The 26,245-nt window shown below is 54.9% G+C and carries 24 protein-coding genes, 4 tRNA genes and 2 other RNA genes; 8 read left to right on the forward strand and 22 right to left on the reverse strand.

All coding sequences use genetic code 11. From position 1 onward, the window contains the following. Positions 1–107 precede the first annotated feature (107 nt). Positions 108–914 carry a sugar/pyridoxal phosphate phosphatase YigL gene (yigL, locus tag E2L00_RS20300; RefSeq protein ID WP_167614774.1) on the reverse strand — a complete coding sequence of 269 codons (807 nt, stop codon included), beginning with the start codon at positions 912–914 and terminating at the stop codon, positions 108–110. Between the two features lie 28 nt (positions 915–942). Next, positions 943–1,935 (reverse strand): lysophospholipase L2, encoded by a 993-nt coding sequence (gene pldB / locus E2L00_RS20305; RefSeq protein ID WP_167614776.1) that lies wholly within the window; start codon positions 1,933–1,935, stop codon positions 943–945. Between the two features lie 101 nt (positions 1,936–2,036). Here pldB and rhtB point away from each other — a divergent pair, with 101 nt between their 5' ends. Then, positions 2,037–2,657, forward strand: coding sequence for a homoserine/homoserine lactone efflux protein (gene rhtB, locus E2L00_RS20310; protein WP_167614778.1), 621 nt, complete (start codon positions 2,037–2,039; stop codon positions 2,655–2,657). A gap of 15 nt (positions 2,658–2,672) precedes the next feature. On the opposite strand, the gene rhtC is transcribed toward rhtB, so the two are convergent. The 3 genes from rhtC to pldA all read right to left on the reverse strand — a co-directional run bounded on the left by rhtC (position 2,673) and on the right by pldA (position 6,120). Then, positions 2,673–3,293 carry a threonine export protein RhtC gene (gene rhtC / locus E2L00_RS20315; protein ID WP_167614779.1) on the reverse strand — a complete coding sequence of 207 codons (621 nt, stop codon included), beginning with the start codon at positions 3,291–3,293 and terminating at the stop codon, positions 2,673–2,675. A 67-nt stretch (positions 3,294–3,360) separates the two neighbouring features. Beyond that, positions 3,361–5,187 (reverse strand): ATP-dependent DNA helicase RecQ, encoded by a 1,827-nt coding sequence (recQ, locus tag E2L00_RS20320; RefSeq protein WP_167614780.1) that lies wholly within the window; start codon positions 5,185–5,187, stop codon positions 3,361–3,363. A gap of 63 nt (positions 5,188–5,250) precedes the next feature. Continuing rightward, positions 5,251–6,120, reverse strand: a complete 870-nt coding sequence (gene pldA, locus E2L00_RS20325) for a phospholipase A (protein WP_167614781.1) — start codon at positions 6,118–6,120, stop codon at positions 5,251–5,253. A 175-nt stretch (positions 6,121–6,295) separates the two neighbouring features. On the opposite strand from pldA, the gene yigI reads away from it, so the two are divergent. Both yigI and rarD read left to right on the forward strand, forming a co-directional pair. Continuing rightward, a complete protein-coding gene (yigI, locus tag E2L00_RS20330) occupies positions 6,296–6,766 on the forward strand; it encodes an acyl-CoA thioesterase YigI (protein ID WP_167614782.1) in 471 nt (156 codons plus the stop codon). Positions 6,767–6,963: 197 nt separating this feature from the next. Continuing rightward, a complete protein-coding gene (gene rarD / locus E2L00_RS20335; RefSeq protein WP_167614783.1) occupies positions 6,964–7,860 on the forward strand; it encodes an EamA family transporter RarD in 897 nt (298 codons plus the stop codon). A gap of 108 nt (positions 7,861–7,968) precedes the next feature. Here the strand turns inward: rarD and corA are convergent, their stop codons facing one another. From corA to lptM, 8 genes are all read right to left on the reverse strand, one after another. Further along, positions 7,969–8,919 (reverse strand): magnesium/cobalt transporter CorA, encoded by a 951-nt coding sequence (gene corA, locus E2L00_RS20340; RefSeq protein ID WP_167614784.1) that lies wholly within the window; start codon positions 8,917–8,919, stop codon positions 7,969–7,971. A 162-nt stretch (positions 8,920–9,081) separates the two neighbouring features. Beyond that, positions 9,082–9,138: a YsgD/CorL family protein gene (ysgD, locus tag E2L00_RS21760; protein WP_236127787.1), complete on the reverse strand. Its 57-nt coding sequence runs from the start codon at positions 9,136–9,138 to the stop codon at positions 9,082–9,084. Positions 9,139–9,288: 150 nt separating this feature from the next. Further along, a complete protein-coding gene (uvrD, locus tag E2L00_RS20345) occupies positions 9,289–11,451 on the reverse strand; it encodes a DNA helicase II (RefSeq protein WP_167614785.1) in 2,163 nt (720 codons plus the stop codon). 184 nt (positions 11,452–11,635) lie between these two features. Then, positions 11,636–12,352, reverse strand: a complete 717-nt coding sequence (yigB, locus tag E2L00_RS20350) for a 5-amino-6-(5-phospho-D-ribitylamino)uracil phosphatase YigB (protein WP_167614786.1) — start codon at positions 12,350–12,352, stop codon at positions 11,636–11,638. After that, positions 12,352–13,257, reverse strand: coding sequence for a tyrosine recombinase XerC (gene xerC, locus E2L00_RS20355; protein WP_167614787.1), 906 nt, complete (start codon positions 13,255–13,257; stop codon positions 12,352–12,354). Before xerC ends, yigB begins: the two co-directional genes overlap by 1 nt. Continuing rightward, positions 13,254–13,958, reverse strand: coding sequence for a DUF484 domain-containing protein (locus tag E2L00_RS20360; protein ID WP_167614788.1), 705 nt, complete (start codon positions 13,956–13,958; stop codon positions 13,254–13,256). Before E2L00_RS20360 ends, xerC begins: the two co-directional genes overlap by 4 nt. Further along, positions 13,955–14,779, reverse strand: a complete 825-nt coding sequence (dapF, locus tag E2L00_RS20365) for a diaminopimelate epimerase (RefSeq protein ID WP_167614789.1) — start codon at positions 14,777–14,779, stop codon at positions 13,955–13,957. Before dapF ends, E2L00_RS20360 begins: the two co-directional genes overlap by 4 nt. A gap of 38 nt (positions 14,780–14,817) precedes the next feature. After that, entirely contained in the window at positions 14,818–15,027 is a 210-nt protein-coding gene (lptM, locus tag E2L00_RS20370; protein ID WP_167614790.1) for an LPS translocon maturation chaperone LptM, read from the reverse strand. Between the two features lie 128 nt (positions 15,028–15,155). Between lptM and cyaY the strand changes: the two genes are divergently transcribed. Then, positions 15,156–15,476: an iron donor protein CyaY gene (cyaY, locus tag E2L00_RS20375; protein ID WP_167614850.1), complete on the forward strand. Its 321-nt coding sequence runs from the start codon at positions 15,156–15,158 to the stop codon at positions 15,474–15,476. On the opposite strand, the gene cyaA is transcribed toward cyaY, so the two are convergent. Beyond that, positions 15,477–18,023 carry a class I adenylate cyclase gene (gene cyaA, locus E2L00_RS20380; RefSeq protein WP_167614791.1) on the reverse strand — a complete coding sequence of 849 codons (2,547 nt, stop codon included), beginning with the start codon at positions 18,021–18,023 and terminating at the stop codon, positions 15,477–15,479. It abuts the gene before it with no gap. Between the two features lie 285 nt (positions 18,024–18,308). On the opposite strand from cyaA, the gene hemC reads away from it, so the two are divergent. From hemC to hemY, 4 genes are read left to right on the forward strand one after another with little or no spacing between them, the layout of a single operon-like run. Further along, positions 18,309–19,250, forward strand: a complete 942-nt coding sequence (gene hemC, locus E2L00_RS20385) for a hydroxymethylbilane synthase (protein WP_167614792.1) — start codon at positions 18,309–18,311, stop codon at positions 19,248–19,250. Beyond that, positions 19,247–19,987: a uroporphyrinogen-III synthase gene (gene hemD / locus E2L00_RS20390; protein ID WP_167614793.1), complete on the forward strand. Its 741-nt coding sequence runs from the start codon at positions 19,247–19,249 to the stop codon at positions 19,985–19,987. The genes hemC and hemD overlap by 4 nt, the downstream gene beginning before the upstream one ends. A 23-nt stretch (positions 19,988–20,010) precedes the next feature. Next, the gene (gene hemX, locus E2L00_RS20395) at positions 20,011–21,186 is read left to right on the forward strand and encodes a uroporphyrinogen-III C-methyltransferase (protein ID WP_167614794.1); all 1,176 of its coding nucleotides are present in this window, start codon (positions 20,011–20,013) and stop codon (positions 21,184–21,186) included. Positions 21,187–21,188: 2 nt separating this feature from the next. Then, the gene (hemY, locus tag E2L00_RS20400) at positions 21,189–22,385 is read left to right on the forward strand and encodes a protoheme IX biogenesis protein HemY (protein ID WP_167614795.1); all 1,197 of its coding nucleotides are present in this window, start codon (positions 21,189–21,191) and stop codon (positions 22,383–22,385) included. Between the two features lie 699 nt (positions 22,386–23,084). On the opposite strand, the gene E2L00_RS20405 is transcribed toward hemY, so the two are convergent. The 8 genes from E2L00_RS20405 to wecG all read right to left on the reverse strand — a co-directional run bounded on the left by E2L00_RS20405 (position 23,085) and on the right by wecG (position 26,230). Next, positions 23,085–23,216: non-coding RNA, RtT sRNA (locus E2L00_RS20405), on the reverse strand. 34 nt (positions 23,217–23,250) lie between these two features. Continuing rightward, a non-coding RNA gene (locus E2L00_RS20410) (RtT sRNA) lies at positions 23,251–23,368 on the reverse strand. Between the two features lie 34 nt (positions 23,369–23,402). Then, a tRNA-Pro gene (locus tag E2L00_RS20415) sits at positions 23,403–23,479 on the reverse strand. A gap of 48 nt (positions 23,480–23,527) precedes the next feature. Next, positions 23,528–23,614 (reverse strand) — tRNA-Leu (locus E2L00_RS20420). 19 nt (positions 23,615–23,633) lie between these two features. Beyond that, positions 23,634–23,709, reverse strand: a tRNA-His gene (locus tag E2L00_RS20425). Positions 23,710–23,772: 63 nt separating this feature from the next. Further along, positions 23,773–23,849: transfer RNA gene (locus E2L00_RS20430), tRNA-Arg, on the reverse strand. A gap of 117 nt (positions 23,850–23,966) precedes the next feature. Then, positions 23,967–25,337 (reverse strand): bifunctional threonine/serine APC transporter ThrP, encoded by a 1,371-nt coding sequence (gene thrP / locus E2L00_RS20435; RefSeq protein WP_167614796.1) that lies wholly within the window; start codon positions 25,335–25,337, stop codon positions 23,967–23,969. Between the two features lie 152 nt (positions 25,338–25,489). Continuing rightward, positions 25,490–26,230: a lipopolysaccharide N-acetylmannosaminouronosyltransferase gene (wecG, locus tag E2L00_RS20440; RefSeq protein ID WP_167614798.1), complete on the reverse strand. Its 741-nt coding sequence runs from the start codon at positions 26,228–26,230 to the stop codon at positions 25,490–25,492. Positions 26,231–26,245: the final 15 nt, after the last annotated feature.

The raw sequence follows: 26,245 nt of genomic DNA on the forward strand, positions 1-26,245 counted from the left end.
GGTTGACGGGTGGCTAAAAAACGAACTTTCAATTGTAGGGCGGGTAAGCAAAGCGCCGCCCGCCGAACAAGAATGGATGATGCTATCGCTTATCCACCCGACAAAGTTCAATCCGCGCCGAGGAACATTTTGCGCAGGTAATGCGGCACGGCGTTATCAGCGTTGGTGCCGATGACTTCCAGCTCCGGCAACAGATCTTTCAGGCGCTGATGGGCGTTACCCATGATGCAGCCTTTGCCCGCCATGGAGAGCATTTCCGCATCGTTCATGCCGTCGCCAAAGGAGATGCACTCTTTCAGGCTATAACCCATAGCTTTAGATACGGCTTCCAGCGCGTGGCCTTTGGAAACGCCGCCCGCCATCACTTCCAGACAGGTAAGCGTGGAGAAGCTGACGTTCACGCGGTCACCCCAGCGAGCGTTGATGGCCTGCTCCAGCGGCAGCAACTTATCATGGTCATCGCAGGTGAAGAACACTTTGCTTACGCCATCTGTTTCAAGCAGGCCCGGCTCATAAAGCGAATAGTTAAACACCGCTTCTTTAAAATATTTCATCTCCTCCGGGCGATGACGGTTCATAAACCATTCGTCGCCGCGATAAACGTTGGTGACGATATCCGGATTAGCATTCATCACGCCAAACAGATCGGCTGCGATATCACGGTCCAGATCGTGGGTAAAGACCAGGTTGCCATCGGTGTCGTGCACGCGCGCGCCGTTGGAGGTGATCATATAGGCTTTGATTTCGAGGTTATCGCGGATCTGCGCAACGTCGATATGGTGGCGGCCCGTCGCAAACACAAAATGAACGCCCTGAGCGGTGAGCAGTTTTAGCGTTTCTTTGGCATACGGGGAGAGCAGGTGATCGGGAGACAGCAACGTGCCATCTAAATCAGACGCAACGACTTGGTACATAAGATTAGTAAACCTCTGGTGAAGAAAATTAACGATGCCGGTCGAAAAACTCGAGGATGGCATGCAACGCTCTGGCTCGCATATCGTCCTTTTCAAAGAGGATCTCATGATACGCGCCTTTTATGACGTAAGGTGTGTCCCCCTCACAAGGATGGCCCGCCGCGGCGCGAAGCTCGCAGAAGCGCTGGTGCGCGCGGTTATCCACCACACGCTCCTCTTCTGCCTGGAGTATAAATATCGGCGTGGTAATGGCGGTGGCTCCCGCTAATACCTCTTCTCCTGCGAGTATCCCTTCGCGTACCCAGTGCCAGGTCGGCCCACCCACCCGCAGCGCTGGTTCATCAGCATAAAAACGCAGGTTGCGGCGGTAACGTTCGCGGCTATGGGTCAGGACATTAACGCTAAACGGTAAAGCGCGCCAGCGGCCTGTTCCTATTGCATAGCCTTCACGAATACGTTGATGGCCTTCGGCCCAGTCCAGCAGATGGCGCACCATCCACCCCGGCCAGCGCAGAGTAATGCCGAACATCGGCGCACAAAGGGCAACGGCATCAAACGCCTGTGAGTTTTTCTCCAGCCACAAAGAGGTAATAGCGCCTCCCATGGAGTGCGCCAGCACGTAACGTTTTCGCCACGGGCCCGGCGCGACTTCCTGCTGGTAGAAGCGATCGAAGTCATCGACATAATCACTGAATTTCACGACGTGGCCACGATGGGTGTCTGACAGCAGACGACCCGAACGACCCTGACCGCGATGATCGATAATCAGGACATCAAAGCCGCAGTGGAACAAATCATAGGCAAGCTCGGCATACTTTACGTAGCTTTCGATGCGCCCCGGGCAGACGACTATTACGCGGTCATGACCTTCGGCGCAGAATCTGACGTAGCGTACCGGCACGTCGTCGACGCCCAAAAATTCCCGCTCTTCACGCTCGCGCCAGAAGTCCGTTAAGGGGCCCATAGTGAAAGCAGCAAATGCGCCCTCACGCGCGAACCATCCGTTTTTATGCTGCGTCATAAGCTGTTTTTGCACCGTCTGGACTGAATATTTGTGATCCGTAGCACGCCAATAAACAATAGCGTATTGTGGCACAAAAGTGTCCGTCCTGGGAATTTCACATGACTTTCGAATGGTGGTGTACTTATCTTCTAACGACGCTCATTTTGAGCCTCTCGCCCGGGTCCGGCGCCATCAATACTATGACTACCGCCATTAGCCACGGCTATCGGGACACGGCGGCATCAATTGCTGGCTTACAAGCCGGGCTGGCTACCCATATCGTACTGGTCGGCGTTGGCCTTGGCGCGCTGTTTTCACGTTCGCTGCTGGCGTTTGAGGTGCTGAAGTGGGCAGGTGCCGCTTATCTTATCTGGCTGGGTATTCAACAATGGCGTGCAGCAGGCGCTATAGATCTGCATACGCTGGCCACCAGCCAGCCGCGCAGCCGTCTGTTTAAACGCGCGGTGTTCGTGAATCTCACTAACCCAAAAAGCATCGTATTTCTCGCCGCACTTTTTCCCCAGTTTATCGAGCCGCATCAACCGCAAGCGGTGCAGTATGTGATTCTTGGCGTGACAACCGTGGTGGTCGATATCATTGTGATGATTGGCTATGCCATGCTTGCGACAAGGATTGCAGGCTGGATTAAGGGGCCGCGTCAGATGAAGGCGCTAAACCGGGTGTTTGGTTCGCTGTTTATGCTGGTAGGCGCGCTCCTTGCCGGAGCACGCCAGGCTTGACGGGCGAGTAAAATGCTAACGAGAGATAATCAGGTGAATGCCGAAGCCGGTGAACAGAGCGCCCGCCGTACCGTCAATCCATTTGGCGAGACGCTGATAGCCGCGACGCATTTTCGGTAAGGCGAACAGGCTGGCCACCACGGTAAACCAGGCAAAGGTTTCCAGCGCGATCATCACAAATAATCCCCAACGCTCGACGCTGCCTACGCTATCGCCCACGAACAGCGAGAAGACGCTGCCAAAGTAAATAATGGCTTTCGGGTTCGACAGGTTGGTAAGCAGGCCTTTCAGGAAGCTGCGCCCGCCATGCGCCAGCTCTGCCGCAGGCGATTCCTGCGTAGCTTGCTCTTTCTTCAGTGCACCGCGCAGCATCTGGTAGCCCATCCAGCACAGATATAACCCACCACCAACCATGATGATGCTGTGCAGCCACGCCATTTTTTCAAGGATCAGATTCAGGCCCAGCAGCGCCACCCCGGACCAGACCATGACGCCGCCGGTGATGCCCAGCACGCCCATCATCGCTTCTTTGCGGGAGCGGCTAACGGCGGTCTGCGAAACGAAGAAGAAATCCGGGCCAGGCGTGACCAGCGCAACGATATGCAAAACCGCTACGGTCAGAAAAAGCATCAACATAAGAAATAACTCGCGGGATAATTATTCAGTGAAGGATTATCCTGCCACGTTCGCACAGGCCTGGCTACTATTCATCTTCGCCGTCGACATGGCTGCGAATAAGCGACATGAATTCGCGCCCAAAGCGTTCCAGCTTGCGGGTGCCCACGCCGTTGACGCCGAGCATTTCGCCCGCGGAGATCGGCATTTGCTCAGCCATTTCGATAAGCGTGGCATCGTTAAATACCACATACGGCGGGATGTTCTCTTCGTCAGCAATCGCTTTACGCAGTTTGCGCAGCTTAGCGAACAGCTTACGGTCGTAATTGCCGCCGAACGTTTTCTGATTCGTCCGCGGCTTGATGGCAACGACGCGCGGCACCGCCAGCATCAGCGGCACTTCGGCACGCAAATACGGGCGCGCCGCTTCGGTAAGCTGCAAAGCAGAATGTTGGGCAATATTTTGCGTCACCACGCCGAGGTGTATGAGTTGACGAATCACGCTTACCCAGTGCTCCGTCGTGTGGTCGCGGCCTTCGCCGTATATTTTGAGTTTGTCGTGCCCCAGGTCGCGAATACGCTGGTTGTTCGCACCGCGCAGCACTTCGACAACGTAGCCCATACCAAAACGCTGGCCTACGCGATAAATACAGGAGAGCGCCTTTTGTGCGTCCACCAGCCCGTCGTAGCGGCGCGGCGGATCGAGACAAACATCGCAGTTGCCGCAGGCCTGCTGGCGGCCTTCGCCAAAGTAGTTCAGCAGCACCAGACGGCGGCAGGTTTGCGCCTCGGCAAACGCCCCCATCGCGTTAAGCTTATGGCGTTCAATATCCTGTAGCTGGCCCGGCGGCTTCTCTTCAAGGCACTTGCGCAGCCACGCCATATCTGCCGGATCGTAAAACAGCATCGCTTCCGCAGGCAGCCCGTCGCGCCCGGCACGGCCCGTTTCCTGATAGTAAGATTCAATGTTACGCGGGATATCAAAGTGCGCCACAAACCGCACGTTAGGCTTGTTGATGCCCATACCAAACGCTACGGTAGCCACCACGATTTGCAGATCGTCGCGCTGGAATTTCTCCTGCACGTCGGCACGCACGTTATGTTCCAGGCCCGCATGATAAGCCCCGGCGCTGATGCCTTTGCTTTGCAAGCGCGCGGCGGTGTCTTCCACTTTGGCGCGGCTATTACAGTAGATGATGCCGGATTTGCCGCGCTGCTCCTGAACGTAACGCATCAACTGATCGAGCGGTTTAAACTTTTCCATCAGCATATAGCGAATATTAGGACGATCGAAGCTGCTGATTTGAATCAGCGGATCCTGCAGGCCAAGCAGACGAACGATATCCAGCCGCGTGGTTTCATCGGCGGTAGCGGTAAGGGCGATAAACGGCACGCCCGGCAGGCGCTGGCGCAATTGCCCAAGCGCTGCGTATTCCGGCCGGAAATCATGCCCCCACTGGGAAATACAGTGCGCTTCATCCACGGCAACCATCGAAAGGTGCCAGTGGCTGATTTGGTCGATGAAATTATCCATCATCAACCGTTCAGGAGCGATATACAGCAGACGAATTTGCCCGCTGCGGCAGCCTGCCATCACTTCCTGCTGCTGCTCACGGCTTTGGGTGGAGTTAAGACAGGCCGCAGCAACGCCATTTGCCAGCAGCTGATCGACCTGGTCTTTCATCAGGGAAATCAGCGGGGAAACGACAACCGTCAGCCCGCCGAACACCAGCGCTGGGATCTGATAGCACAGAGATTTACCGCCGCCGGTCGGCATCACGACCAGACAGTCGCGCCCGACAAGCACCGTTTCGATAATGGTTTCCTGGCCCGGGCGGAACTGCTGATAGCCAAAGGTTTCCTGCAAAACCCGTTGAGTCAGCACCGTCTGATTAATAACTTCCGCCTGTGTCACGCTCTCTCCACTACCAAAAATTCAGGCGCCATTTTCAGCGCCTGAAGTAAAAACTGCAACTTTTTAGAACAGATCGTTGAGCATAACGCCTACACCAAAGCGTGTCTGGTTAAAGTTGTAATCAATTAAAGATTCGCCGTAACCGCTGTAGAGCTGGGTGTACAGGCGCACATGCTTAGTGACCGGATAGCTGAAGCCCATCTCGGCACCGCCGTAGCCGGTATTCCAGTTGTACTGCCCTTTCACGCTCAGTATCGCATCGCCCAGCGAATAACCAATTTTCAGCTGGTAATAACCCATGTATTTGGTGATGTCCGGGTTATCGTCAGTGCTGCCAAGCACATACCACGGCTTCGCTTCAACCAGCCAGTTACCGTTTTCCGCCATCAGACGTGCGTACATGCGGTTCCAGCTACGGGAGGTTGGATCGGATCGCCCGTTGGAGTCGTGATTATAGCCAAACTCCACGTCTCGCAGCGTCCAGCCCGCAAACGTCTCGTCCACAGCAAAACCGAGGAAAAGTTGCGGCTCATAGTTGGTTTCGCGGAACGGGGAAGATTCGCCACGATTGGAAAGCTGCCACCAGGATTTCTGGGTGTAAGACGCGCCCAGCACTGAATTAGCGCCGAGAATGCCGCGCCATAACGGGAAGGCAAGGCTTAACTGAAACTTCACTTCATCTTTACGGGCATTGTCCGACCAGTTATAGGAGCCGATTGCCTCTTTGTTCAGGTCATCCGTCACCGTATAGAGCAAATAGTTCGTGTCGTACGGATAGAGGGTGAACGGGTTGTCATGTTCCTGAAGCAGGTTAGCAATAACGCTGCCGCGCACGGCGGGTTTGTCATGAACCTTTTTAATCGTGGCTTCCTGTGCGTAGGCCGTAAAAGGCAGCAAACACGCCGCCAGCAAGCATCCCAGAAACTTGTGCATCGACAATGTTCTCCTGAACGTAAATTTGTTATCGGATTATTAGCTGCCGGACATTCTACATAGTTCCTTCGCATCTCGCGCGGTCAACCTTTCTTAAAGTAGAAAGCAACAAATGAGAAGCATAAAATAAACTTTTAGTTAACGTAGACAGAATTTTTCGATCGAGGAACGATCCATGTCCGGCACCATACTGACAACCGAAGCAGCCCTCCAGCTGGTTGGCGAAATTTTTGTTTATCACATGCCGTTTAATCGCGCGCTGGGTCTTGAGCTGGAGCGCTATGAGAAAGCCTTTGCGCAGCTTGGCTTTGATAATCAGCCGATGATGGTTGGTAACTGGGCGCAGAGCATTTTACACGGCGGCGTGATAGCCTCCGCACTTGATGTGGCGGCGGGCCTGGTTTGCGTAGGCAGCACCCTGACGCGCCATGACACCATCAGTGAAGAAGAGCTGCGCCAGCGTTTGTCGCGGATGGGCACTATCGATCTGCGCGTGGACTACCTGCGCCCGGGCAGAGGCCAGCGCTTTACCGCAAGCAGCAGCCTGCTGCGAGCCGGGAACAAAGTGGCAGTAGCAAGAGTTGAGCTGCATAACGAAGAGCAGGTTCATATCGCCAGCGCCACGGCCACCTATATGGTGGGATGAGAAGATAATTTCTGAGACGGCTGGCAAAGAAGGAAAAGCGTGGTTTTTCCTTCTTTATGCTTAAGCGGCGAAATCAATTAGTTGATTTTACTTATTATTTTCTGGTGAAATCTTTGCGTCTCTCAATCATGTCTGCTTTGTCATCAATCTGTAATTCCTGTTACTATTTGCGCACTATTCTTTCGACGAGTTTTTTCATGGATGCGAAACAGACCCGCCAGGGCGTGCTGCTTGCTCTCGCAGCGTATTTAATATGGGGCATTGCGCCTGCCTATTTCAAACTGATCCACTATGTCCCGGCGGATGAGATCCTCACTCATCGCGTGATCTGGTCGTTCTTTTTCATGGTGGCGTTAATCAGCCTCAGTCGCCAGTGGCCGCAGGTGAAAAGGGCCTGCAAGAATCGCAGGAAGGTGTTGGCGATGGCGCTCTCCGCGGTGCTTATCGGCGGCAACTGGCTGCTTTTCATCTGGGCGGTGAATAATAATCACATGCTGGAAGCGAGCCTGGGATACTTCATTAATCCGCTGGTGAACGTCGTCTTAGGCATGATTTTTCTCGGCGAACGCTTTCGCACAATGCAGTGGGTTGCGGTTGCGCTTGCCGCCTGTGGCGTACTGGTGCAGCTGTGGACCTTCGGTTCATTGCCGATAATTGCTCTGGGCCTGGCGTTCAGCTTCGCGTTTTACGGGCTGGTGCGTAAGAAAATCGCCGTGGATGCGCAAACCGGCATGCTGGTCGAAACCCTCTGGCTGCTGCCGGTTGCGGCAATTTACCTGTTCGGGTTTGCTGACAGCGCCACCAGCCACATGGGGCAGAACGCGTGGTCGCTTAACCTGCTGCTGATTGCCGCGGGCATTGTGACGACCATTCCGCTACTGTGCTTCACCGCTGCCGCAACGCGTTTACGCCTCTCAACGCTGGGCTTCTTCCAGTACCTTGGCCCAACGCTAATGTTCCTGCTGGCCGTGACGTTTTATGGCGAAGTAGTCGGCCAGGATAAAATGCTGACGTTTGGCTTTATCTGGGCGGCGCTTGCGGTGTTTATTCTGGATGCGGTTTATACACAGAGAAGATTGCGAAAAATTGGCTAGCGGTGGATGTAATGATGTCGGGTGGCGCTAGCGCTTACCCGACCTACAATCGCCAAAGCGATGTAAGTCGGATAAGCGCAGCGCCATCTGACAAAACTGCCGACAATATTACAGCCAGTTCTTACGTTTGAAGTAGAGATAAGGCGCAAGGCCTGCGAGGATCATAACGATGATCGCGGCGGGATAGCCGAAGCTCAGCTTCAGTTCGGGCATAAATTCGAAGTTCATTCCGTAACTGGATGCCACAAGCGTTGGCGGCAGGAACACGACCGATACCACCGAGAAGATCTTGATGATGCGGTTCTGCTCGATGTTGATAAAGCCCATCGCCGCCTGCATCAGGAAGTTAACCTTCTGAAACAGGGATTCGTTATGCGGCAGCAGGGATTCAATATCCCGCAGGATCTCACGAGCCTGCTCCAGTTGTCCGCCCGGCAAGCGCGCTTTACGTACCAGGAAGTTCAATGCACGCTGGGTATCCATCAGACACAGACGAACCTTCCAGCCAATATCTTCCAGTTCGGCAAGCGTTGAGAGCGCAGCATCATACTCATCGCCCTGCTGCCCTTCCATGATCACCCGGCTTAGCTTTTCCAGGTCGCTGTAGATATTTTCGATTTCATCCGCCAGCTGTTCAATTTTGGTTTCAAACAGGTCAAGCAGCAGTTCCCAGGCGTTGCCGTCCACCATATTCTGGCTGCGGGCGCGCATACGATAGAGGCGAAACGCAGGCAGCTCGCGTTCACGCAGCGTGTACAGGCGGCCTTCGCGGATGGTAAACGCGACGGTGCTGTTGCCGGCGTGATCGTCCGCATCTTCAAAGAAGAAAAATGAGTGAATGTGCAGGCCGTCTTCGTCTTCAAAAAAACGCGCGGATGCTTCGATGTCTTCCAGCTCTGGCCGGGTTGCCAGGCTTTGGCCAAGTTCCGTTTGTACAAGCTGTCGTTCGCCCTCGTCGGGCTCGACCAAATCAACCCAGACAGAACTTGTCAGATTGTCGGCCTCATCCAGTTCGAGACGGGACAGTCGTTTGTTTTCCAGTTGAAATGCGCTCAGCATGACCGGGACTCCCAATGCAAAAAATATCAGGGACAGTTCGGTTGGCACACAGACAGAAACATTACAGGTTTCAGACCATTAAACAGCCTGACTCATTGCGACGGGATACAGGGATATGGGGTCGCCGACAACCACTAAGGCCATCAGCATAAGAGGATAGCCTTAGAAGTTGTACCTGGATGACAGGTAATTGAGCCAGTATCTACTGGGTGTGTCCAAGGCGAGTGTCCTCTTAAGTCGTTATCGTGCGCGCATGTTACGCCAGCAAAAATATGGCGTCAACACGCAACGGGACACCGCAGCCTAATAAATGCAGGTGACGTTTTAAGCGTAGCACCTGGCTGGAGAATCGCGCGATATTTCTGTGACTTACACCGTTTCCAGACGTGCATAAGCGGCCACCAGCCACTTAATTCCCTGCCCCGGGAAAGCGACCTGCACGCGGCTATGCTCACCGCTGCCTTCCAGGTTGACGACGGTGCCTTCGCCAAATTTTGCATGGCGGACACGCTGCCCGAGGCTGAAGCCTGAATCATTCTCAGAGATCGGCGTCCCCATGCGCTGGTGGCTGACCGGGCGGCTGATGCTGGCACGTAAACGCACCTCTTCCACGCAGTTTTCCGGCAGCTCGCCAACAAAGCGTGACGGGCGGTGATAAACCTCTTTACCGTACAGGCGACGGGTTTCTGCGTAGGTCAGCGTAAGCTTTTGCATCGCGCGCGTGACGCCAACGTAAGCCAGGCGGCGTTCTTCTTCCAGACGGCCGCCCTCTTCCAGCGACATCTGGCTTGGGAACATGCCCTCTTCCATGCCGACGATAAAGACCTGCGGAAATTCCAGCCCTTTCGCGGAGTGCAGCGTCATCAGCTGAACCGCATCCTGCCAGCTATCCGCCTGCCCTTCGCCCGCCTCCAGCGCGGCATGGGATAAGAAAGCCTGCAGCGGCATCAGATCTTCATCTTCGTCCTGGTAGCTGAACTGGCGCGTTGCCGTCACCAGTTCTTCTAAGTTTTCGATACGCGTCTGGCCTTTCTCGCCTTTCTCCTGTTCGTACATCATCATCAGGCCGGAGTCTTTGATAACCCGGTCAGTTTGTACGTGCAGCGGCATATCAATGGTTTCATGTGCCAGCGCGTCGATAAGCTCCATAAAGCGTTGCAGCGCGGAAGCGGCCCGCCCGGCAAGCGCTTTCTCCTGCAGCAGGAAGCGGCAGGACTGCCAGAGCGTTAGCTGCTTGTCGCGCGACGTCTGGCGCACCACGTCCAGCGTGCGATCGCCAATCCCGCGCGTCGGCGTGTTTACCACGCGTTCGAAAGCTGCGTCATCGTTACGGTTGGCAATCAGACGCAAATAGGAGAGCGCGTCTTTGATTTCCTGGCGTTCAAAGAAGCGCATGCCGCCGTAAATACGGTACGGCATGCTGACCTGCAGCAGCGCCTCTTCCAGCACGCGCGACTGGGCGTTGCTGCGGTAGAGAATAGCGCACTGTTCCAGCGCTCCACCTTTCTCCTGCCAGGTTTTAATGCGGTTGACGACAAACCGCGCTTCATCCAGTTCGTTGAAAGCGCAGTAGAGGGAAATAGGTTCGCCGTCGCTGCCGTCGGTCCACAGCTCTTTACCCAGGCGGCCCGCGTTATTAGCGATCAGGGCATTAGCCGCGTTCAGAATATTGTTCGTTGAACGGTAGTTCTGTTCCAGACGGATAGTTTGCGCGCCGGAGAAGTCGCTGAGGAAGCGCTGGATGTTTTCCACCTGAGCGCCGCGCCAGCCGTAGATGGATTGGTCATCATCGCCTACGATCATTACTTTTCCGCTATCGCCCGCCAGCAGGCGTATCCACGCGTACTGAATGCTGTTGGTATCCTGGAATTCGTCCACCAGGATATTGGTGAAACGTTCGCGATAATGATTGAGGATATGCGGCTTATTAAGCCAGAGTTCGTGAGCGCGCAGCAGCAGCTCGGCAAAATCCACCAGCCCCGCACGGTCACAGGCTTCCTGATAGGCCTGATAGACTTTCTGCCAGGTTTGTTCTACCGGATTACCATAGCTTTCAATGTGATGCGGGCGTAACCCTTCGTCTTTTTTGCCGTTGATGTACCACATCGCCTGGCGCGGCGGCCACTGCTTCTCATCAAGGTTCAGCGCCTTAATCAGACGCTTTAGCAGACGTAGCTGATCTTCGCTGTCGAGGATTTGGAAGTCCTGCGGCAGTCTGGCATCCATATGGTGCGCACGCAGCAAACGGTGCGCCAGGCCATGGAAAGTGCCGACCCACATGCCGCCCTGGCTGGTGCCCATCAACTGGCCAATACGATGACGCATTTCCGCCGCCGCCTTGTTAGTAAAGGTCACCGCCATGATGGAGTACGGCGAACTGTTCTCAACCGTCATCAGCCACGCGATGCGGTGCACCAGCACACGCGTCTTACCACTACCCGCTCCGGCCAGCACCAGCATATTGCTGCGCGGGGCCGCGACGGCTTCGCGCTGTTTATCATTGAGGCTATCAAGCAGGTAAGAAACGTCCATTGGCACCGCCGTTTAAAGTGTATGGATACGCTTAATAATTCGAGTTACGGCAGGCGGCAAGCTTGGGGATCCTCAGGAGCTTACATAACGTAAGCGGCTGAGGTGAGCGAGTGTAGCCAACGCACCTGTAGTTCGAAGTATGACGAGTATCGACACCTGGAATTTTATACAGAGTTGCTGACGATTATATCAGCGCGGTGAGGGATGCCAACCGCGAAATTTCCAGATGTGGCAATAAGCGGCTGTCATTTATCTGCATCAGATCGCCATCGCGCAGGTTAATCCAGCAGGCCTGCATCCCACAGCGCACCGCGCCCGCGACGTCGGTGGTGAGATCGTCGCCCACGTGAAGGATCTGTTCCAGCGGTACATTCAGCTTTTCAGCCGCCAGGTGATACATATCGTTAAACGGCTTGGAACGTCCGTGCGGGCCGGCTCGCAGGACAAATTTAAAATATTTGTCCAGGCCAAACAGATGCGGTTCGGCATTACCGTTGGTGATAGCCACCAGCGGCCATTTTTGCGCAAGCATCGCCAGCGTGTCATGGGTTTCTTGCGGTACGTCGATGCGGCTGCGCCACTGGGCAAAATTCGCCATGGAAGCAGTGGCACCCGCTGTGGCTTCTTCCGCCGTTAAGCCTGCCTCTAGCATGGCCTGCTCAACGGCACGGCGACGCCATTCCGTCACGTCGTGGTAAATATCCGGCTCTGCCAGGCGAATAGCCTGACGCAGGCGCATGAAGTCTGGCTTTGTTAAGGCGCTGAGGCTCGGATGATAATTCTGCACAAAGCTCAGCGATTCCAGCTCGGTGCGTTCGATCACCGGACGATTGTCATACAGCGTGTCGTCAAGATCGAAAGTGAGCGCGGCAATTGGCCCAGGTGGGCGGTAAAAATGCATTACGATTTCCCCCGTTTGGCGCGTGGATGCGCGGCATCATACACCGAGGATAAATGTTGAAAGTCTAAGTGGGTATAGATTTGCGTTGTGGACAGGTTCGCGTGGCCGAGCAGCTCCTGCACACCGCGCAAATCGCCGCTCGATTCCAGCATGTGCGTGGCAAAAGAGTGGCGGAGTTTATGGGGGTGAACGTGGCTGTTCAGCCCCTGTTTGATTCCCCACTCGCTAAAGCGTTTTTGTACGTTGCGGGCAGAGATGCGTTTACCCTGCTTCGAGAGAAACAGCGCATCGTCGTCCGGGCCAAAAAGCTCGCGCAGATCGAGCCAGTGCTCGACCCAAACTACGGCAGATTTCCCCACCGGCACGCGGCGTTCTTTGCTGCCTTTGCCCATCACCCATACTTCACCGGTGGACAGACTGATGTGTCCGCAATCCATGTTCACCAGTTCCGAAAGGCGCAGGCCCGCGCCGTACATCACTTCAAGCATGGCGCGATCGCGCACGGCGAGCGGATCGTTAAGATCGAGATCCAGCAGGCGGTTAACGTCATCCACATCAATATTTTTTGGCAGATGGCGGCCAGCCTTCGGCGCGGAGATCCCTTTTGCGGGATTGGCTTGCAGCTCGCCCTGGCTAACCTGCCAGTCGAAGAAGCTGCGTAGCGCGGAAAGGCGCAGCGCAAGGCTTGATGGCCCAAGGCCTGCTTTGCGGCTACGAACCGTCAGAGAGCGTACGGCTGCGGCATCGCACAGTTGCCAGGCTTTCAGACCCATCTCATCAAGCAGATGAATAATGGCTTCAAGCTGGCGACCATAGTTGAGCAGGGTTAAAGGGCTGAGCTGGCGCTCAACCTTCAGGTATCGCAGAAAACCATCAACGGGGGATTGCAGAGGTGAGGCGGTCATACGCGCTCGATCCAGCGCTCCAGCAAATCAGGCAGCATCAGCGCCAGCTCGTGCAGCAACTGGGTTCCCTGGCCTTCGTGATAATGCTGTGCGTCACGGCTGCTAAAGAGCAGCACGCCGAGATCGGCATCGTTGCCCATCAGCGACATCGCAACCGAACCTATCGCTTTTGCCTGTGGCAGCACCACCAGCAGTTCAGGCCCGTTAAGCGGCCCCAGATAATGCTGATTATCGCCCAGACGCTGAATGCGCAGCGGTTCGAACGCCTTGCGGTTGAGCGCCAGATGGGTAAAGTCAGAAGGCGCGCCAATACGCCAGCGATCGGCAAAAAGACGCACGTTCGCACCCGCCAGCCCCATTTCACGCGCCCAGCGATGCAGGCGGTTAAGCATATCATGCAGGCTGGTCGCAGAGGCGAGACGGCCCTGTAGCTTCAACAGGCGGTAGAACAACCCTTCGTTGGCACTCGCCTGCTCCATCAGCAGGGTCATGTTTTCCTCAAGGAAATTGATGTGGTGGCGGCTGCGGGCCATATGCCACTCAACCAGCGATACGCTCCCACGCACGGGGTGCGGCACCTGCATCTGTTCGACGTGTCGGGCGTTACGAATAAAGAAGTCGGGATGACGCAGCAGATACTCCGCCACGGCGTTATCATCGAGCTCCAGTACGGCTTCTTGCTGTTCCTCGGCGTTCTTCATAGATGTATGAATCCATCATAAACATGGGCCGCCGGGCCAGTCATAAACAGTGGACTTCCCGGCCCTTTCCAGGCGATATCAAGGCGGCCGCCGGGCAGCTCTACACGCACCTGCTCCGCCAGTAAACCTTGCTGAATGCCCACGGCTACGGCACCACAGGCGCCGCTGCCACAGGCTTGTGTTTCGCCCGCGCCACGCTCAAACACGCGCAGGCGGATGTGTTCGCGGGTAACGACCTGCATAAAGCCGATGTTCGCCCGCTCCGGGAAGCGCTCATGGCTTTCCATAACCGGACCCAGGGTTGCAACAGCGGCAGTGGCCACGTCGTCCACCTGAATCACGCAGTGCGGATTTCCCATCGACACAACGCCGCACATAATCGTCTGCTCGGCCGCGCGCATGATATAGGTCTTTTCCGCTTTGTTTGCGCGGAACGGCACTTCCGATGGCTCGAAGTTTGGCTCGCCCATGTTGACGCGCACCAGTTCGTCATCGGTGACGCTTAACACCATGCGGCCGTTGGCCGTGCTCACGCGAATATCACGTTTGTTAGTCAGCCCTTTCAGGCGCACAAAACGGGCAAAGCAGCGCGCGCCGTTACCACACTGCGACACTTCGCTGCCGTCGGCATTAAAGATGCGGTAGTGGAAATCAAGATCGGGATCGTAGGGCGGTTCAACTACCAGCAGCTGATCGAAACCCACACCGAGATGCCTGTCCGACAAGCGACGGATCAGCTCAGGGGAGAAATAGACATTCTGTGTCACCGCGTCGACGACCATAAAGTCATTACCGAGGCCATGCATTTTAGAGAACTGCATTTTCTGCTCCATTTCCGCGGTTACTTATCTCTTATTGACTAATAAATTACCTGAGTCGGTGCATCATCCGTGCCGCGGTTATTGCGATCCGGCGTGGTTGATTGTATCTGCGGTTGAGGCGCGGTGCTCTGCGTTGCCGGTTTGGTTTTACCGTCAGCGGGTGGAAAATAGAGAGGTCCTTTCAGGCCGCAACCTGTCAGACTAAATAGCGCAATTGCCACCGCCAGCGGGCAGAAAATTTTCTTCATTATTGAGTTGCCTGTGATTCAACATTCTGTTGTCTATCATCGCAGGTGATCCCCGAAAAGCAATACTCTTTTCTATTCACTCTGGTTGCTTTTATACTGCCGTGAAGACGACTAACCGGGAAGAAGAGATGAACGACAGCGAATTTCATCGCATATGCGATGGCCTGTGGATGACTATTGAAGAGCGTCTGGATAACTGGGACGGCGACACGGATATCGATTGTGAGATTAACGGCGGCGTGCTGACGCTGAGTTTTGAAAACGGCAGCAAAATTATTATCAACCGCCAGGAGCCGTTACATCAGGTGTGGCTGGCGACCAAAAGCGGCGGTTATCACTTTGACCTGAAAGGGGATTTGTGGATTTGCGATCGTAGCGGCGCTGAATTCTGGACGCTGCTGGAAACGGCCTGCACCCAGCAAGCGGGCGAGCCGGTAAGCTTTAGCTAGCTACTGGTACTGTTGCAGCAGCGGCGCGGCGTTATCGTCATGATTCGCCGACGTGGCGGGGAGAATAGTCTGGGTGCGGAACGGGATAACCTGCATGCGCCCGTCTACCTTCACAATCTGGTAGAACTGCGGCAGGTTGAAGTTGATAAAGCTTGAGCCGTAGGTGAAACGGTCGTGCGATGAAGAATAGAAGCGGCTGACATCGCGCACCAGCTCTTCTTTGCTTCCCTCGCAGTGGTGATACACCTCCGCCCGGTTGCTCTCATCAAGAATATAGATGTTAAAGCCCTGCTCTTCGCTGGTCTCTTCAAAGAAAAACTGAATAATCCCTTCGCTGGCAAAGCCGTCCACCACCGGCGGCAACTGCACCTGGTTTGTTTCCACCTGAACGGACAGCCCGTGCAATTTGTTATGGGAAATCGCCCCATAGAACTCCACCGCATTTTCCAGCTTCTGCACCGACACGCTCAGCCGTTCGAAGAACAGACCCCATGTCTGCCCGGATACGCGCAGCGCTTTGAAACGCCCCGGCTCCTGGCGAGTGCTGGATAAGCGGAACTCAATGCATTCGGAAACCAGTTGCAGCACACGAGTGCGGATCAGACCGCGCAAGTGCTGGCTGTAGCAGAAGACTTCTACGCTATCCGGCGGCGCGGCATCCTGGTGCATTTTGCCGAGGATGGTTTTCAGCGCTTCGATCATCGCCTGCTCGCCGTTGAAATGCAGAGTACGCACTTCGTTCCACGAGTTGCGATAAAGCAGGTCGACGCTGCCGATCAGACACTGCTGCTGCTGCCCAAAGCTGAATACGTCGAGCTTGCGGAAATCGAAATGCACGACCTGATTGCGGAACGCCGCCGTCGGGTCATATTCCAGGTTGACGATAATCGCCAGATGGCGGATTTCACACGGGCTGTAGAGCGCTTTTGGCGTTGGCGCAGGCAGGCGCAGCGGGAAGTGATGGGAAACATCCGCCACCATTTCCTGCAGCTTAGGCAGGTCGCAAATACCGTTGCCCTTAATAAACAGGCGGGTGCGCGAGGTCAGCAGGCCATTAAAGTAGGCCCACGCCACCAGCTTATTAAGATAACGGTTATATTCCAGCGGCTGATGGCTGACGATGGAATCCATATTTGGCGCGCGGTTGTAGAGATACCAACCAGAACGGTTGGCGCGGCCCGGCGGCACATGGATAAAGGTAAGGTTCGACTCGGAAAGGTCCGGCGAAATCTGAGGGTTCACCAGAGTGACCTTACCCGGCAGCGCTTCGAAGGCTGCATACAGTTTACGGGTCAGCACGCCAATATCCTGCGGGCTGGCGCTGACGCTGAGGTTGTTGCGGCGCGCAAAGCGAATCAGGTTGCGGTAGCTTTGCATCATCGCATCCAGCAATTCGTTGTGCGCATCGCGTACCTGATCAATCTTCCAGTTAGCGCGGTTGTCCAGCATCGCCAGACGCTCTTCGTCCCAGCCCCAGTCTTTGACCAGCTGGCTTAATACTTCACGACGCCAGCCGACGCAGGCCCGCTCGCGTGAGAGTTTTTCGCACACTTTCAGGTAGAAGCAGCGGCGTACCAGATCCAGTCGTGCGGTATCTTCGATTTGTGTCAGATAATGGGTTACGCGTTCCAGCATCATGCAGTAAGGATCGAGCCCGAAGGAGACTATCTCGCCGTCGTGCAGGCGCTGTTTGATGTCTTTCGCCAGTAGGCGCGCGTTCGGGTATTCCCAGGAATAGGCTTCCAGCAGCAGCGTTTTCAGCACTGCTTTATAGGGAGAGTCGATACTTTTATAGAGCTGCCACAGGCTGGCGCCGAAGTATTCTTCGGCAGAGAGCGAACTCAATCCGCCGAGATCGAGCCATTCGTTTGGCGTCAGCACGCCCTGCGAGTAGAGCGACATGACGTAATCGTCGTAGTTCTCTTCTTCATCGCCCGGCACCATATTCCACAGAATACGTTTACCCGCGAGGCGCACGGCGGTGCGGTAAAATTCGTCCAGCAGCAGGATATGTTGCGTTGAGCCGCAGTCTTCGCCGCCGAGACTGCCGCTTTCGTTATGGCGGAAACGGTTCTCATCGATCAGGAAGAAACTGACTTCTACGCCCAGTGACGCAGCCCAGCTTTCCAGCAGGCTACATTTACGCTGCAGCAGCTGGCGTTCATCGTTGTCGAGCCATGCCTGGTGACAAACCCAGATATCCAGGTCTGAAGAACAGCTTTGGCCAACGGAGGAGGTACTGCCCATTGAATAGAGTGCGGTTATCGGTAACTCGCCGGCGGCGGTTTCCTGCGGCGGCATGCCGCGCATCATTTCCAGCTCGTTCAGGTAATGGCGTTGGGTTTCATCAGGCGTGTAAATGCAAATGCCATGGGGAACGTTACCTTCGAGGTAACCCGGCATCAGCGGGTGATGATAATGTAACAATGTTGGCAGAAGACTGTAGACCTGTTGGAAAGCAGGGCCCATCGCAGCAAGCGCGCGATCTACGCGCAGTTGGTTGATGGCATCCAGTCTCTGTTTAAGCGTCTCAATATAGAGGTACAAGACATATCGCCTGATGGTTTCAGTATTTCGAAAAAACCCGTTTCCTGATTGCTGCCGTTATGATTATAAACGAACGGGCAGACAATTGCTGGAAACGTGATCAATTTAACACCTTGCTGGTTGACCGTAAAGAAAGTTGCGCTATGCACAATGTTCGCCACCAGTAAGCCGTTTTATATTCCATAATACGAGACACGTCCCTCTTTGCCGCAAAAACCGTTGAAACTGACAGCCTTCCGTGAAGAGTGGTAGGATGGGAAGCAGACGACAATTACGGTAACAAGCATGTTAGACAAAGAATTAAGAATTGCCACTCGCCAAAGTCCATTAGCGCTTTGGCAAGCACAATATGTTAAACAGCGCCTGATGGCCTGCCATCCGCAACTCACCGTTGAGCTGGTGCCAATGGTCACGCGCGGCGATGTCATCCTCGATACACCCCTGGCAAAAGTTGGCGGAAAGGGGCTGTTTGTCAAAGAGCTAGAACTGGCTTTGCTTGAGGGTCGTGCTGATATTGCCGTGCATTCGATGAAAGATGTGCCGGTCGAATTCCCGGAAGGGCTGGGGCTGGTAACCATTTGTGAGCGCGACGATCCGCGGGACGCCTTCGTTTCTAATCGGTATGCAAGCCTTGATGATTTACCTCCAGGCAGCATCGTTGGCACCTCCAGCCTCCGCCGCCAGTGCCAGCTTGCTGAACGCCACCCGGAGCTGGTTATTCGCTCGCTGCGTGGCAACGTAGGCACGCGTCTGAGCAAGCTTGATAAGGGCGAATACGATGCGATTATTCTCGCCGTGGCGGGGCTAAATCGCCTTGAGTTGCAGTCCCGAGTTCGCTGCGCGCTTCCAGCCGAAATCTCACTTCCGGCGGTAGGCCAGGGCGCGGTGGGCATCGAGTGCCGAATCGATGACAAACGCACCCGCGAGTTACTCGCACCGCTCAATCATGACGAAACGGCAATTCGCGTGCGCGCGGAACGTGCCATGAACATGCGTCTTGAAGGCGGTTGTCAGGTGCCGATCGGCAGCTATGCGGAACTGAAAGACGGCGAGTTATGGCTAAGAGCGCTGGTTGGCGCGCCGGACGGTTCCTTTATGGTACGCGGTGAACGTCGTGGAAAACCTGAAGATGCGGAAGCCATGGGCATTTCACTGGCCGAAGAGCTGCTCAATAATGGCGCACGCGAAGTGTTAGCCGCAGTTTATGCCGGGGACGCCCTCGAATGACGATCCTTGTCACCCGCCCCTCTCCCGCCGGGGATGAGTTAGTGAGCCGTCTGCGCGCACTCGGGCAGGTGGCGTACAGTTTCCCTCTTATCGAATTCTCCCGTGGCGGGCAGTTGGAACAGCTGCCGGGGCTGCTTGCCAATCTCCGTGCTGAGGATCTGGTTTTTATTTTATCTCAGCATGTCGTGCAGTACGCGAATCCACTCCTGAGCAAAAACAGCATCGGCTGGCCGCAGAACCTGAGCTGGTTTGCCATCGGGCGTACAACCGCCCTCGCGTTTCATACGGTGAGCCATTTGCCAGTTCGCTATCCGTTGGATCGGGAAACCAGTGAAGTCTTGCTACAATTACCTGAATTACAGAATATTACCGGTAAGCGTGCGCTGATCCTACGTGGCAACGGCGGGCGCGAGCTGTTAGGCGAAACCCTGGCGGCCCGCGGCGCTAAAGTAGAATTTTGCGAATGTTATCAACGCAATGCCAGAATTTATGACGGAACAGAAGAGGCTTTTCGCTGGCGCGATCGTGGCATAAACACTCTCGTGGTGACCAGCGGTGAAATGCTGCAACAGCTTTATACGCTGATTCCGCAGTGGTATCGCAATGCCTGGTTACTCCACTGCCAGCTGGTTGTTGTCAGTGAGCGTTTGGCGATTCTTGCCCGGGATTTGGGCTGGCAGGATATTCGCATCGCCGATAACGCCGACAATGACGCGCTGCTCCGCGCGTTACAATAAACCTAACAATATGGGACGCCACAATGACGGAACAAAATACTTCCTCCGCCATGGTTGAAGAGACCAAACCCGCGGTAGAAAGCACGCCGCTACCGGAACAATCCCCACAGAAGAATCGTAGCGGCGTAGCGGGGATTGCTTTGGGTGCCATCGCCATTGCTATTGCTCTGGCGTTAGGTGCCGGACTTTACAGCTATGGCAAACATCAAACCTCTGCGCAAACCGCCACCAATGATGCGCTGACGACCCAGCTTGCCGCGCTGCAAAAACAGCAGGATCGGCAGCAAGCCGAACTGGAAAAGACCATCAAACAGCAGGCAACGGCGCTTGATGAAGCCAACCGCCAGCAGGCAAATCTGGCACGTCAGTTAGATGAAGTGCAGCAAAAAGTGGCCACTATTTCGGGCAGCGATGCAAAAACCTGGCTGCTCGCCCAGGCTGATTTCCTGGTAAAATTAGCCGGGCGTAAGCTTTGGAGCGATCGGGATGTCACTACCGCCGCCGCGTTGTTAAAAAGCGCTGACGCAAGCCTTGCAGACATGAATGACCCAAGCTTGCTTACCGCTCGTCGCGCCTTAACCGACGATATCAGTTCGCTTGCATCGGTCACCCAGGTGGATTACGACGGCATCGTTCTGAAGTTAAACCAGCTGGCTAATCAGGTTGATAACCTTCGCCTTGCGGATAACGACAACGACGATACGCCGATGGATTCCGACGACAGCGAACTGTCCAGCACCATGACCGAATGGCGGCAGAATCTGGTGAAAAGCTGGCATAACTTTATGGATAGTTTTATTACCATTCGCCGCCGCGATGAAACGGCGGTGCCGCTGCTGGCCCCTAACCAGGATATCTATCTGCGTGAGAATATTCGCTCGCGCCTGTTAATTGCCGCTCAGGCCGTGCCTCGTCATCAGGATGAGACCTACAAGCAGTCGCTGGAAAACGTGTCCACGTGGGTGCGTGCTTATTACGACACCGACGATGCCGCCACCAAAGCATTTCTGGATGAATTAGACGCGCTGAGCCAGCAAAGCATCAATATGGATATCCCGCAAACGCTGCAAAGCCAGCCGCTGCTGGAAAAACTGATGCAAACTCGCGTTCGCAATTTACTTGCTCAGCCAGCCGAAGCCAGCGCCGCGCCAGCCGAAGCCACGCCTGAACAGGCGCCCGCAGTAAGTCAGGGAGAATAAGCATGATTAAAGTCTTATTACTCTTCCTGCTGTTGATCGCCGGGCTCGTTCTTGGGCCTATGCTGGCGGGTCATCAGGGCTATGTCCTGATTCAAACCGATAACTACAACGTGGAAACCAGCGTCACAGGTCTGGCAATCGTATTGATCCTGACCATGATCGTACTGTTCGCTGTCGAATGGATACTGCGTCGTATTTTCCGCACCGGCGCACGTACCCGAGGTTGGTTCGTGGGACGTAAAAGCAGCCGTGCACGTAAGCAAACTAAAGCGGCACTGCTGAAGCTGGCTGAAGGCGATTACCAGCAGGTTGAGAAGCTGATGGTAAAAAATGCCGATCACGCCGAACAGCCCGTGGTTAATTACCTGCTGGCGGCCGAAGCGGCGCAGCAACGCGGTGATGAAATCCGCGCCAACCAGCATCTGGAACGGGCAGCTGAGCTGGCGGACAGCGATCAGTTACCGGTAGAAATCACCCGTGTTCGTCTGCAACTTGCCAGGAACGAAAACCATGCGGCTCGCCATGGTATAGATAAACTGCTGGAAGTCGCGCCTCGCCATCCGGAAGTGCTGCGTCTTGCAGAGCAAGCTTATGTGCGGACCGGCGCATGGAGTTCCGTACTGGATATTCTGCCTGCTATGGATAAAGTACAGGTCGGTGACGAAACCCATCGTGCAGCGCTGCAAGAACAGGCGTGGATTGGGATGATGGATCAGGCCATGGCGGATCGGGGCAACGATGGCCTGAAAGCCTGGTGGCGCAGCCAGAGCCGCAAAACACGTCATGAAACGACGCTGCAGGTTGCGATGGCGGAGCATCTTATTGAGTGTGACGATCAAGAAGCCGCACAGGAAATCATACTGGACGGCCTGAAACGTCAGTATGACGAACGTCTGATTCTGCTGATGCCTCGCCTGAAGTCAGGCAATCCGGAACAGCTGGAAAAAGCGCTGCGTCAGCAAATCAAAACGCAGGGCGACCGCCCTCTACTGTATAGCACGCTGGGCCAGCTATTTATGAAGCGTGGCGAATGGCAGCAGGCGAGTGAAGCGTTTCGTGAGGCTATTAAGCAGCGCCCCGATGCCTTTGATTATGCCTGGCTTGCCGACTCGCTGGACCGGCTGCATCAGCCGGAAGAAGCTGCGCTGATGCGTCGTGATGGCCTGCTGCTGACCCTGCAAAATAACCCTAATCCTTAAGCCTTCAGGGCGAAGTTCTTTCGCCCTTTCCCTTCGCTCGATACATAAAAAAACACCTGCCGGTTGGCAGGTGTTAAAACAGGTCTGTTTGACAACTAAGTGGTGCTTCACTCAACGTTATGTCCATGGTGTCGGATGAGGCCTGAGGCGACATCTGTCGGTGGACGATAAGCACCGTAATTGGCTCTGCGTCATTCCTGGGTTTATGAAGCCTGAGCAAACATAAGAAGTGGAATGAGCATCTACAAGTGGATTATTGCACGAAGCATGCCAGGTTTGAATCGGCATTTTGCCAGCTCCAGCAATACCTACAATTTCAGGTAGTTATTGTTACGGATAGCCTACTAGTTTGACGCTACCGCGACGGATATCACCCGTTTCGCCTGTCTCCCCAAGGAGACACTTAACGGCCGGATAATTAAAAGACCTATTTATCAGCTAATTAAACGTCGTGAAAAAGCGACAGCCAAATGTGGTTTGTCGCAAAGCTGCGACAGTCGGGCAGAAGCAAGGAATAAGGGCAAAGGCGTTTTACAGAAATAGCAGATACAAAAAGGCCAGCCTTGTAGGGCGGATAAGCAACGCGCTATCCACCGATGTCCGGCCAGTAACGTTGGATGGCACTACGCTTATCCAACCTAAGCTTTTATAAACGCCGGATGCAAAAAAGCCAACCCGAAGGTTGGCTTTTTCTAAATGTGGTCGGCGAAAGAGGATGGCTTTTTTACAAAACACGCCCTGTGGGCCGTGGCTATTGCAACGTTGTCTCGCTGCGCTCGGCTCGAACCTCCCTGCCCCGGAGCTTCTCATCCTCTCTAAACTACAGATGCAAAAAACCCCGCTAAAAAGCGGGGTTTCTTAAATGTGGTCGGCGAGAGAGGATTATTCCCCTGCGGGCCGTTGCCTGAGCAACGTTGTCTCGCTGCGCTCGGCTCGAACCTCCCTGCCCCGGAGCTTCTCATCCTCTCTAAGCTACAGATGCAAAAAACCCCGCTAAAAAGCGGGGTTTCTTAAATGTGGTCGGCGAGAGAGGATTCGAACCTCCGACCCACTGGTCCCAAACCAGTTGCGCTACCAAGCTGCGCTACTCGCCGAAATACTGCTTTTACTTTTTTGTCAGAATTTTACTTAACTTAGATGATTGGTGCGAAGAGAGGGACTTGAACCCTCACGTCCGTAAGAACACTAACACCTGAAGCTAGCGCGTCTACCAATTCCGCCACCTTCGCATCATAACCACTAAATTAATGGGGTGGCTAATGGGACTCGAACCCACGACAACTGGAATCACAATCCAGGGCTCTACCAACTGAGCTATAGCCACCACTGTAAAATCTTTCACGCGGTACGTTAATTACCACCGCAGCTCAAGCGCCCTTCTAAAAGATGGCGCGCCCGACAGGATTCGAACCTGAGACCTCTGCCTCCGGAGGGCAGCGCTCTATCCAGCTGAGCTACGGGCGCGTAGCGCCGTTGCGGGGTCGGATATTACGGGCTTCATGCCCGGCTGTCTAGTGCTTATTTCAATAAAAAGCGCGTTTGGTTACGCTTTGTGCAGTCTGCTGCTTATCCATGCATATTTTACCAAGACAGGCGTTTATTCAGGCCAAAACCCTTATAAACCAGCGTTACCAGCAACAAAAATGCCGCCCCGACGGCCAGCGACATACGCGTATCTTCATTAAAGCCCATACCGACTAACACGCAAAGCAGGAACGCCATCGTCAGGTAATTTACCCATGGGAAAACGATCGACTTAAACGGATGGCTGGCAATAACCTGGCGATGAGCCTTACGGAAGCGTACCTGGCTTATGAGGATCACAAACCACGGCACCATACCCGGCAGCACGCTTGCGCTATAAACGTATACGAATACGCGCTGCGGATTGGGAATAATATAATTCAGGCACGACCCGAACAGCAGAATGGCGATTGAAACAGCAACTCCCGCCACCGGCACGCCATTGCGGGAAACTTTCGCCATCTTAGCCGGAAGCTGGCGGTTCTTTGCCAGGGCATACAGCATACGGCCGCAGCTATACATCCCGCTGTTACAGCCAGAAAGCGCTGCGGTCAGCACCACAAAGTTAATGATTCCCGCCGCCGCGGTGATGCCAATTTTTGCGAAAGTCAGCACAAACGGGCTGCCGGTGTTGCCAATCTGGTTCCACGGGAAGATAGTCACGATAACGAAAATCGCACCCACGTAGAAAATCAGGATACGCCACAGCACCTTACCAACCGCGCTGCGCAAGGTGACCTGCGGGTTTTTTGCTTCCCCGGCGGTGATACCAATCAGCTCCACGCCCTGATATGACGCCACAACAATACAGAGCGCGGTTAAGAAGCCTTTCCAGCCGCCGGCAAAGAAGCCACCGTGTTCGGTAAGATTACCAAAGCCAATCGCCTGGCCGTGGTTACCGAAGCCAAAGAAAATCACTCCAAGGCCAACCACAATCATTACGAGAATGGTGGTGACTTTGATCATCGCAAACCAAAATTCAATCTCACCGTACAGCCGCACCGCCGCCAGGTTCGCCAGCGCCACAAGCCCAACGGCGAGAAGCGCCGGCAGCCATTGCGATAAGTCAGGGAACCAGTACTGGACGTAAAGCCCTATTGCGGTAATTTCTGATATCCCCACCGCCATCCACATAAACCAGTAAGACCAGGCGGTAAGGTAGCCAAAAAACGGGCTCATATAACGATGCGCGTAAACGGCAAACGAGCCGGCTACCGGTTCCAGAAACAGCATCTCGCCCATGGAACGCATAATAAAGAACACAAACAGGCCGGCGATGATGTAAGCCAGCAGCACTGAAGGGCCAGCCCACCTGAGCGTGCTTGCCGCCCCCATAAACAGGCCGACACCGATAGTACCGCCCAGCGCAATAAGCTCGATATGCCGGGCCTCAAGGCCTCTCTGAAGCTCCGCTTGTTTCTCTGCCATAAATTCCTCAGTCCTGCTCACCCACCGGCGATCTTTAAAAGGGCGCAATGGTTTCGTATTTTTTGCAAAAATACAAATCGACTGTTAACAATTTGGCCGGGTAAACCGGGCAGGAAAACAAAACGCGCTCCTTTGAGCGCGTTTTTTATTATTTACAGGCGGCCCGTGTAGTGCCAGGCAAGGTAACGCAGTAGCTTGAGCTGACGGCCGAGGCGGCTTGGCTGGGACAGCAACCGGTAAAGCCACTCCAGGCCCAGCTTCTGCCAGATTTTCGGCGCACGTTTAACATGACCGGTAAAGACATCGTAAGTGCCGCCCACGCCCATATACAGGGCCTGCGGGTAAACTTTGCGGCAGTCTCGCATCAGAATTTCCTGCCGCGGCGATCCCATCGCCACGGTCACAATCGCCGCACCGCTGTCACGAATGCGCTCAAACATCTCCTGCCGCTCCTGCGCTTTGAAGTAGCCGTCCTGGCTGCCCACAATATTCACGTTCCACAGCTTGCGCAGCTTCGCTTCCGTCTGGGCCAGGATCTCAGGCTTGCCGCCAACCAGAAAGACTGGCGTGCCCTCGCGCCCGGCTTTTTCCATCAGCGCTTCCCAAAGGTCAGCCCCCGGCACACGCGATACCTGCGCCGCAGGATACTTTTTCCGAATTGAACGCACGACGCTTATGCCGTCAGCATATTTAAACTCTGCCGCGTCAATGAGTTCGCGAACTTCACGATCGCGTTCCGCCGTCAGGACCTTCTCGGCGTTGATCGCTACCAGCGTTCCAGACCTCAGCGAGCCGTCAGCATAGAGATAATCCAGCGCATGCTGCATATCACGCCAGCCCAGCAGTGCCAGGCCGCGAATGGTGTAGCCAGGCGCAGAAATCGACTCGTTCATGTTGTTCCTTATCAT

Origin of the sequence: Cedecea colo (assembly GCF_011808225.1) — a bacterium.
GTDB classification, from domain to species: Bacteria; Pseudomonadota; Gammaproteobacteria; order Enterobacterales; family Enterobacteriaceae; genus Dryocola; species Dryocola colo.

What these genes read in the sequence shown, in the direction of transcription:
- yigL (WP_167614774.1), bottom strand. Translation starts at nt 914, where the DNA reads ATGTACCAAGTCGTTGCGTCTGATTTAGATGGCACGTTGCTGTCTCCC.
- pldB (WP_167614776.1), bottom strand. Translation starts at nt 1,935, where the DNA reads ATGACGCAGCATAAAAACGGATGGTTCGCGCGTGAGGGCGCATTTGCT.
- rhtB (WP_167614778.1), top strand. Translation starts at nt 2,037, where the DNA reads ATGACTTTCGAATGGTGGTGTACTTATCTTCTAACGACGCTCATTTTG.
- rhtC (WP_167614779.1), bottom strand. Translation starts at nt 3,293, where the DNA reads ATGTTGATGCTTTTTCTGACCGTAGCGGTTTTGCATATCGTTGCGCTG.
- pldA (WP_167614781.1), bottom strand. Translation starts at nt 6,120, where the DNA reads ATGCACAAGTTTCTGGGATGCTTGCTGGCGGCGTGTTTGCTGCCTTTT.
- yigI (WP_167614782.1), top strand. Translation starts at nt 6,296, where the DNA reads ATGTCCGGCACCATACTGACAACCGAAGCAGCCCTCCAGCTGGTTGGC.
- rarD (WP_167614783.1), top strand. Translation starts at nt 6,964, where the DNA reads ATGGATGCGAAACAGACCCGCCAGGGCGTGCTGCTTGCTCTCGCAGCG.
- corA (WP_167614784.1), bottom strand. Translation starts at nt 8,919, where the DNA reads ATGCTGAGCGCATTTCAACTGGAAAACAAACGACTGTCCCGTCTCGAA.
- uvrD (WP_167614785.1), bottom strand. Translation starts at nt 11,451, where the DNA reads ATGGACGTTTCTTACCTGCTTGATAGCCTCAATGATAAACAGCGCGAA.
- yigB (WP_167614786.1), bottom strand. Translation starts at nt 12,352, where the DNA reads ATGCATTTTTACCGCCCACCTGGGCCAATTGCCGCGCTCACTTTCGAT.
- xerC (WP_167614787.1), bottom strand. Translation starts at nt 13,257, where the DNA reads ATGACCGCCTCACCTCTGCAATCCCCCGTTGATGGTTTTCTGCGATAC.
- E2L00_RS20360 (WP_167614788.1), bottom strand. Translation starts at nt 13,958, where the DNA reads ATGAAGAACGCCGAGGAACAGCAAGAAGCCGTACTGGAGCTCGATGAT.
- dapF (WP_167614789.1), bottom strand. Translation starts at nt 14,779, where the DNA reads ATGCAGTTCTCTAAAATGCATGGCCTCGGTAATGACTTTATGGTCGTC.
- lptM (WP_167614790.1), bottom strand. Translation starts at nt 15,027, where the DNA reads ATGAAGAAAATTTTCTGCCCGCTGGCGGTGGCAATTGCGCTATTTAGT.
- cyaY (WP_167614850.1), top strand. Translation starts at nt 15,156, where the DNA reads ATGAACGACAGCGAATTTCATCGCATATGCGATGGCCTGTGGATGACT.
- hemC (WP_167614792.1), top strand. Translation starts at nt 18,309, where the DNA reads ATGTTAGACAAAGAATTAAGAATTGCCACTCGCCAAAGTCCATTAGCG.
- hemD (WP_167614793.1), top strand. Translation starts at nt 19,247, where the DNA reads ATGACGATCCTTGTCACCCGCCCCTCTCCCGCCGGGGATGAGTTAGTG.
- hemX (WP_167614794.1), top strand. Translation starts at nt 20,011, where the DNA reads ATGACGGAACAAAATACTTCCTCCGCCATGGTTGAAGAGACCAAACCC.
- hemY (WP_167614795.1), top strand. Translation starts at nt 21,189, where the DNA reads ATGATTAAAGTCTTATTACTCTTCCTGCTGTTGATCGCCGGGCTCGTT.
- thrP (WP_167614796.1), bottom strand. Translation starts at nt 25,337, where the DNA reads ATGGCAGAGAAACAAGCGGAGCTTCAGAGAGGCCTTGAGGCCCGGCAT.
- wecG (WP_167614798.1), bottom strand. Translation starts at nt 26,230, where the DNA reads ATGAACGAGTCGATTTCTGCGCCTGGCTACACCATTCGCGGCCTGGCA.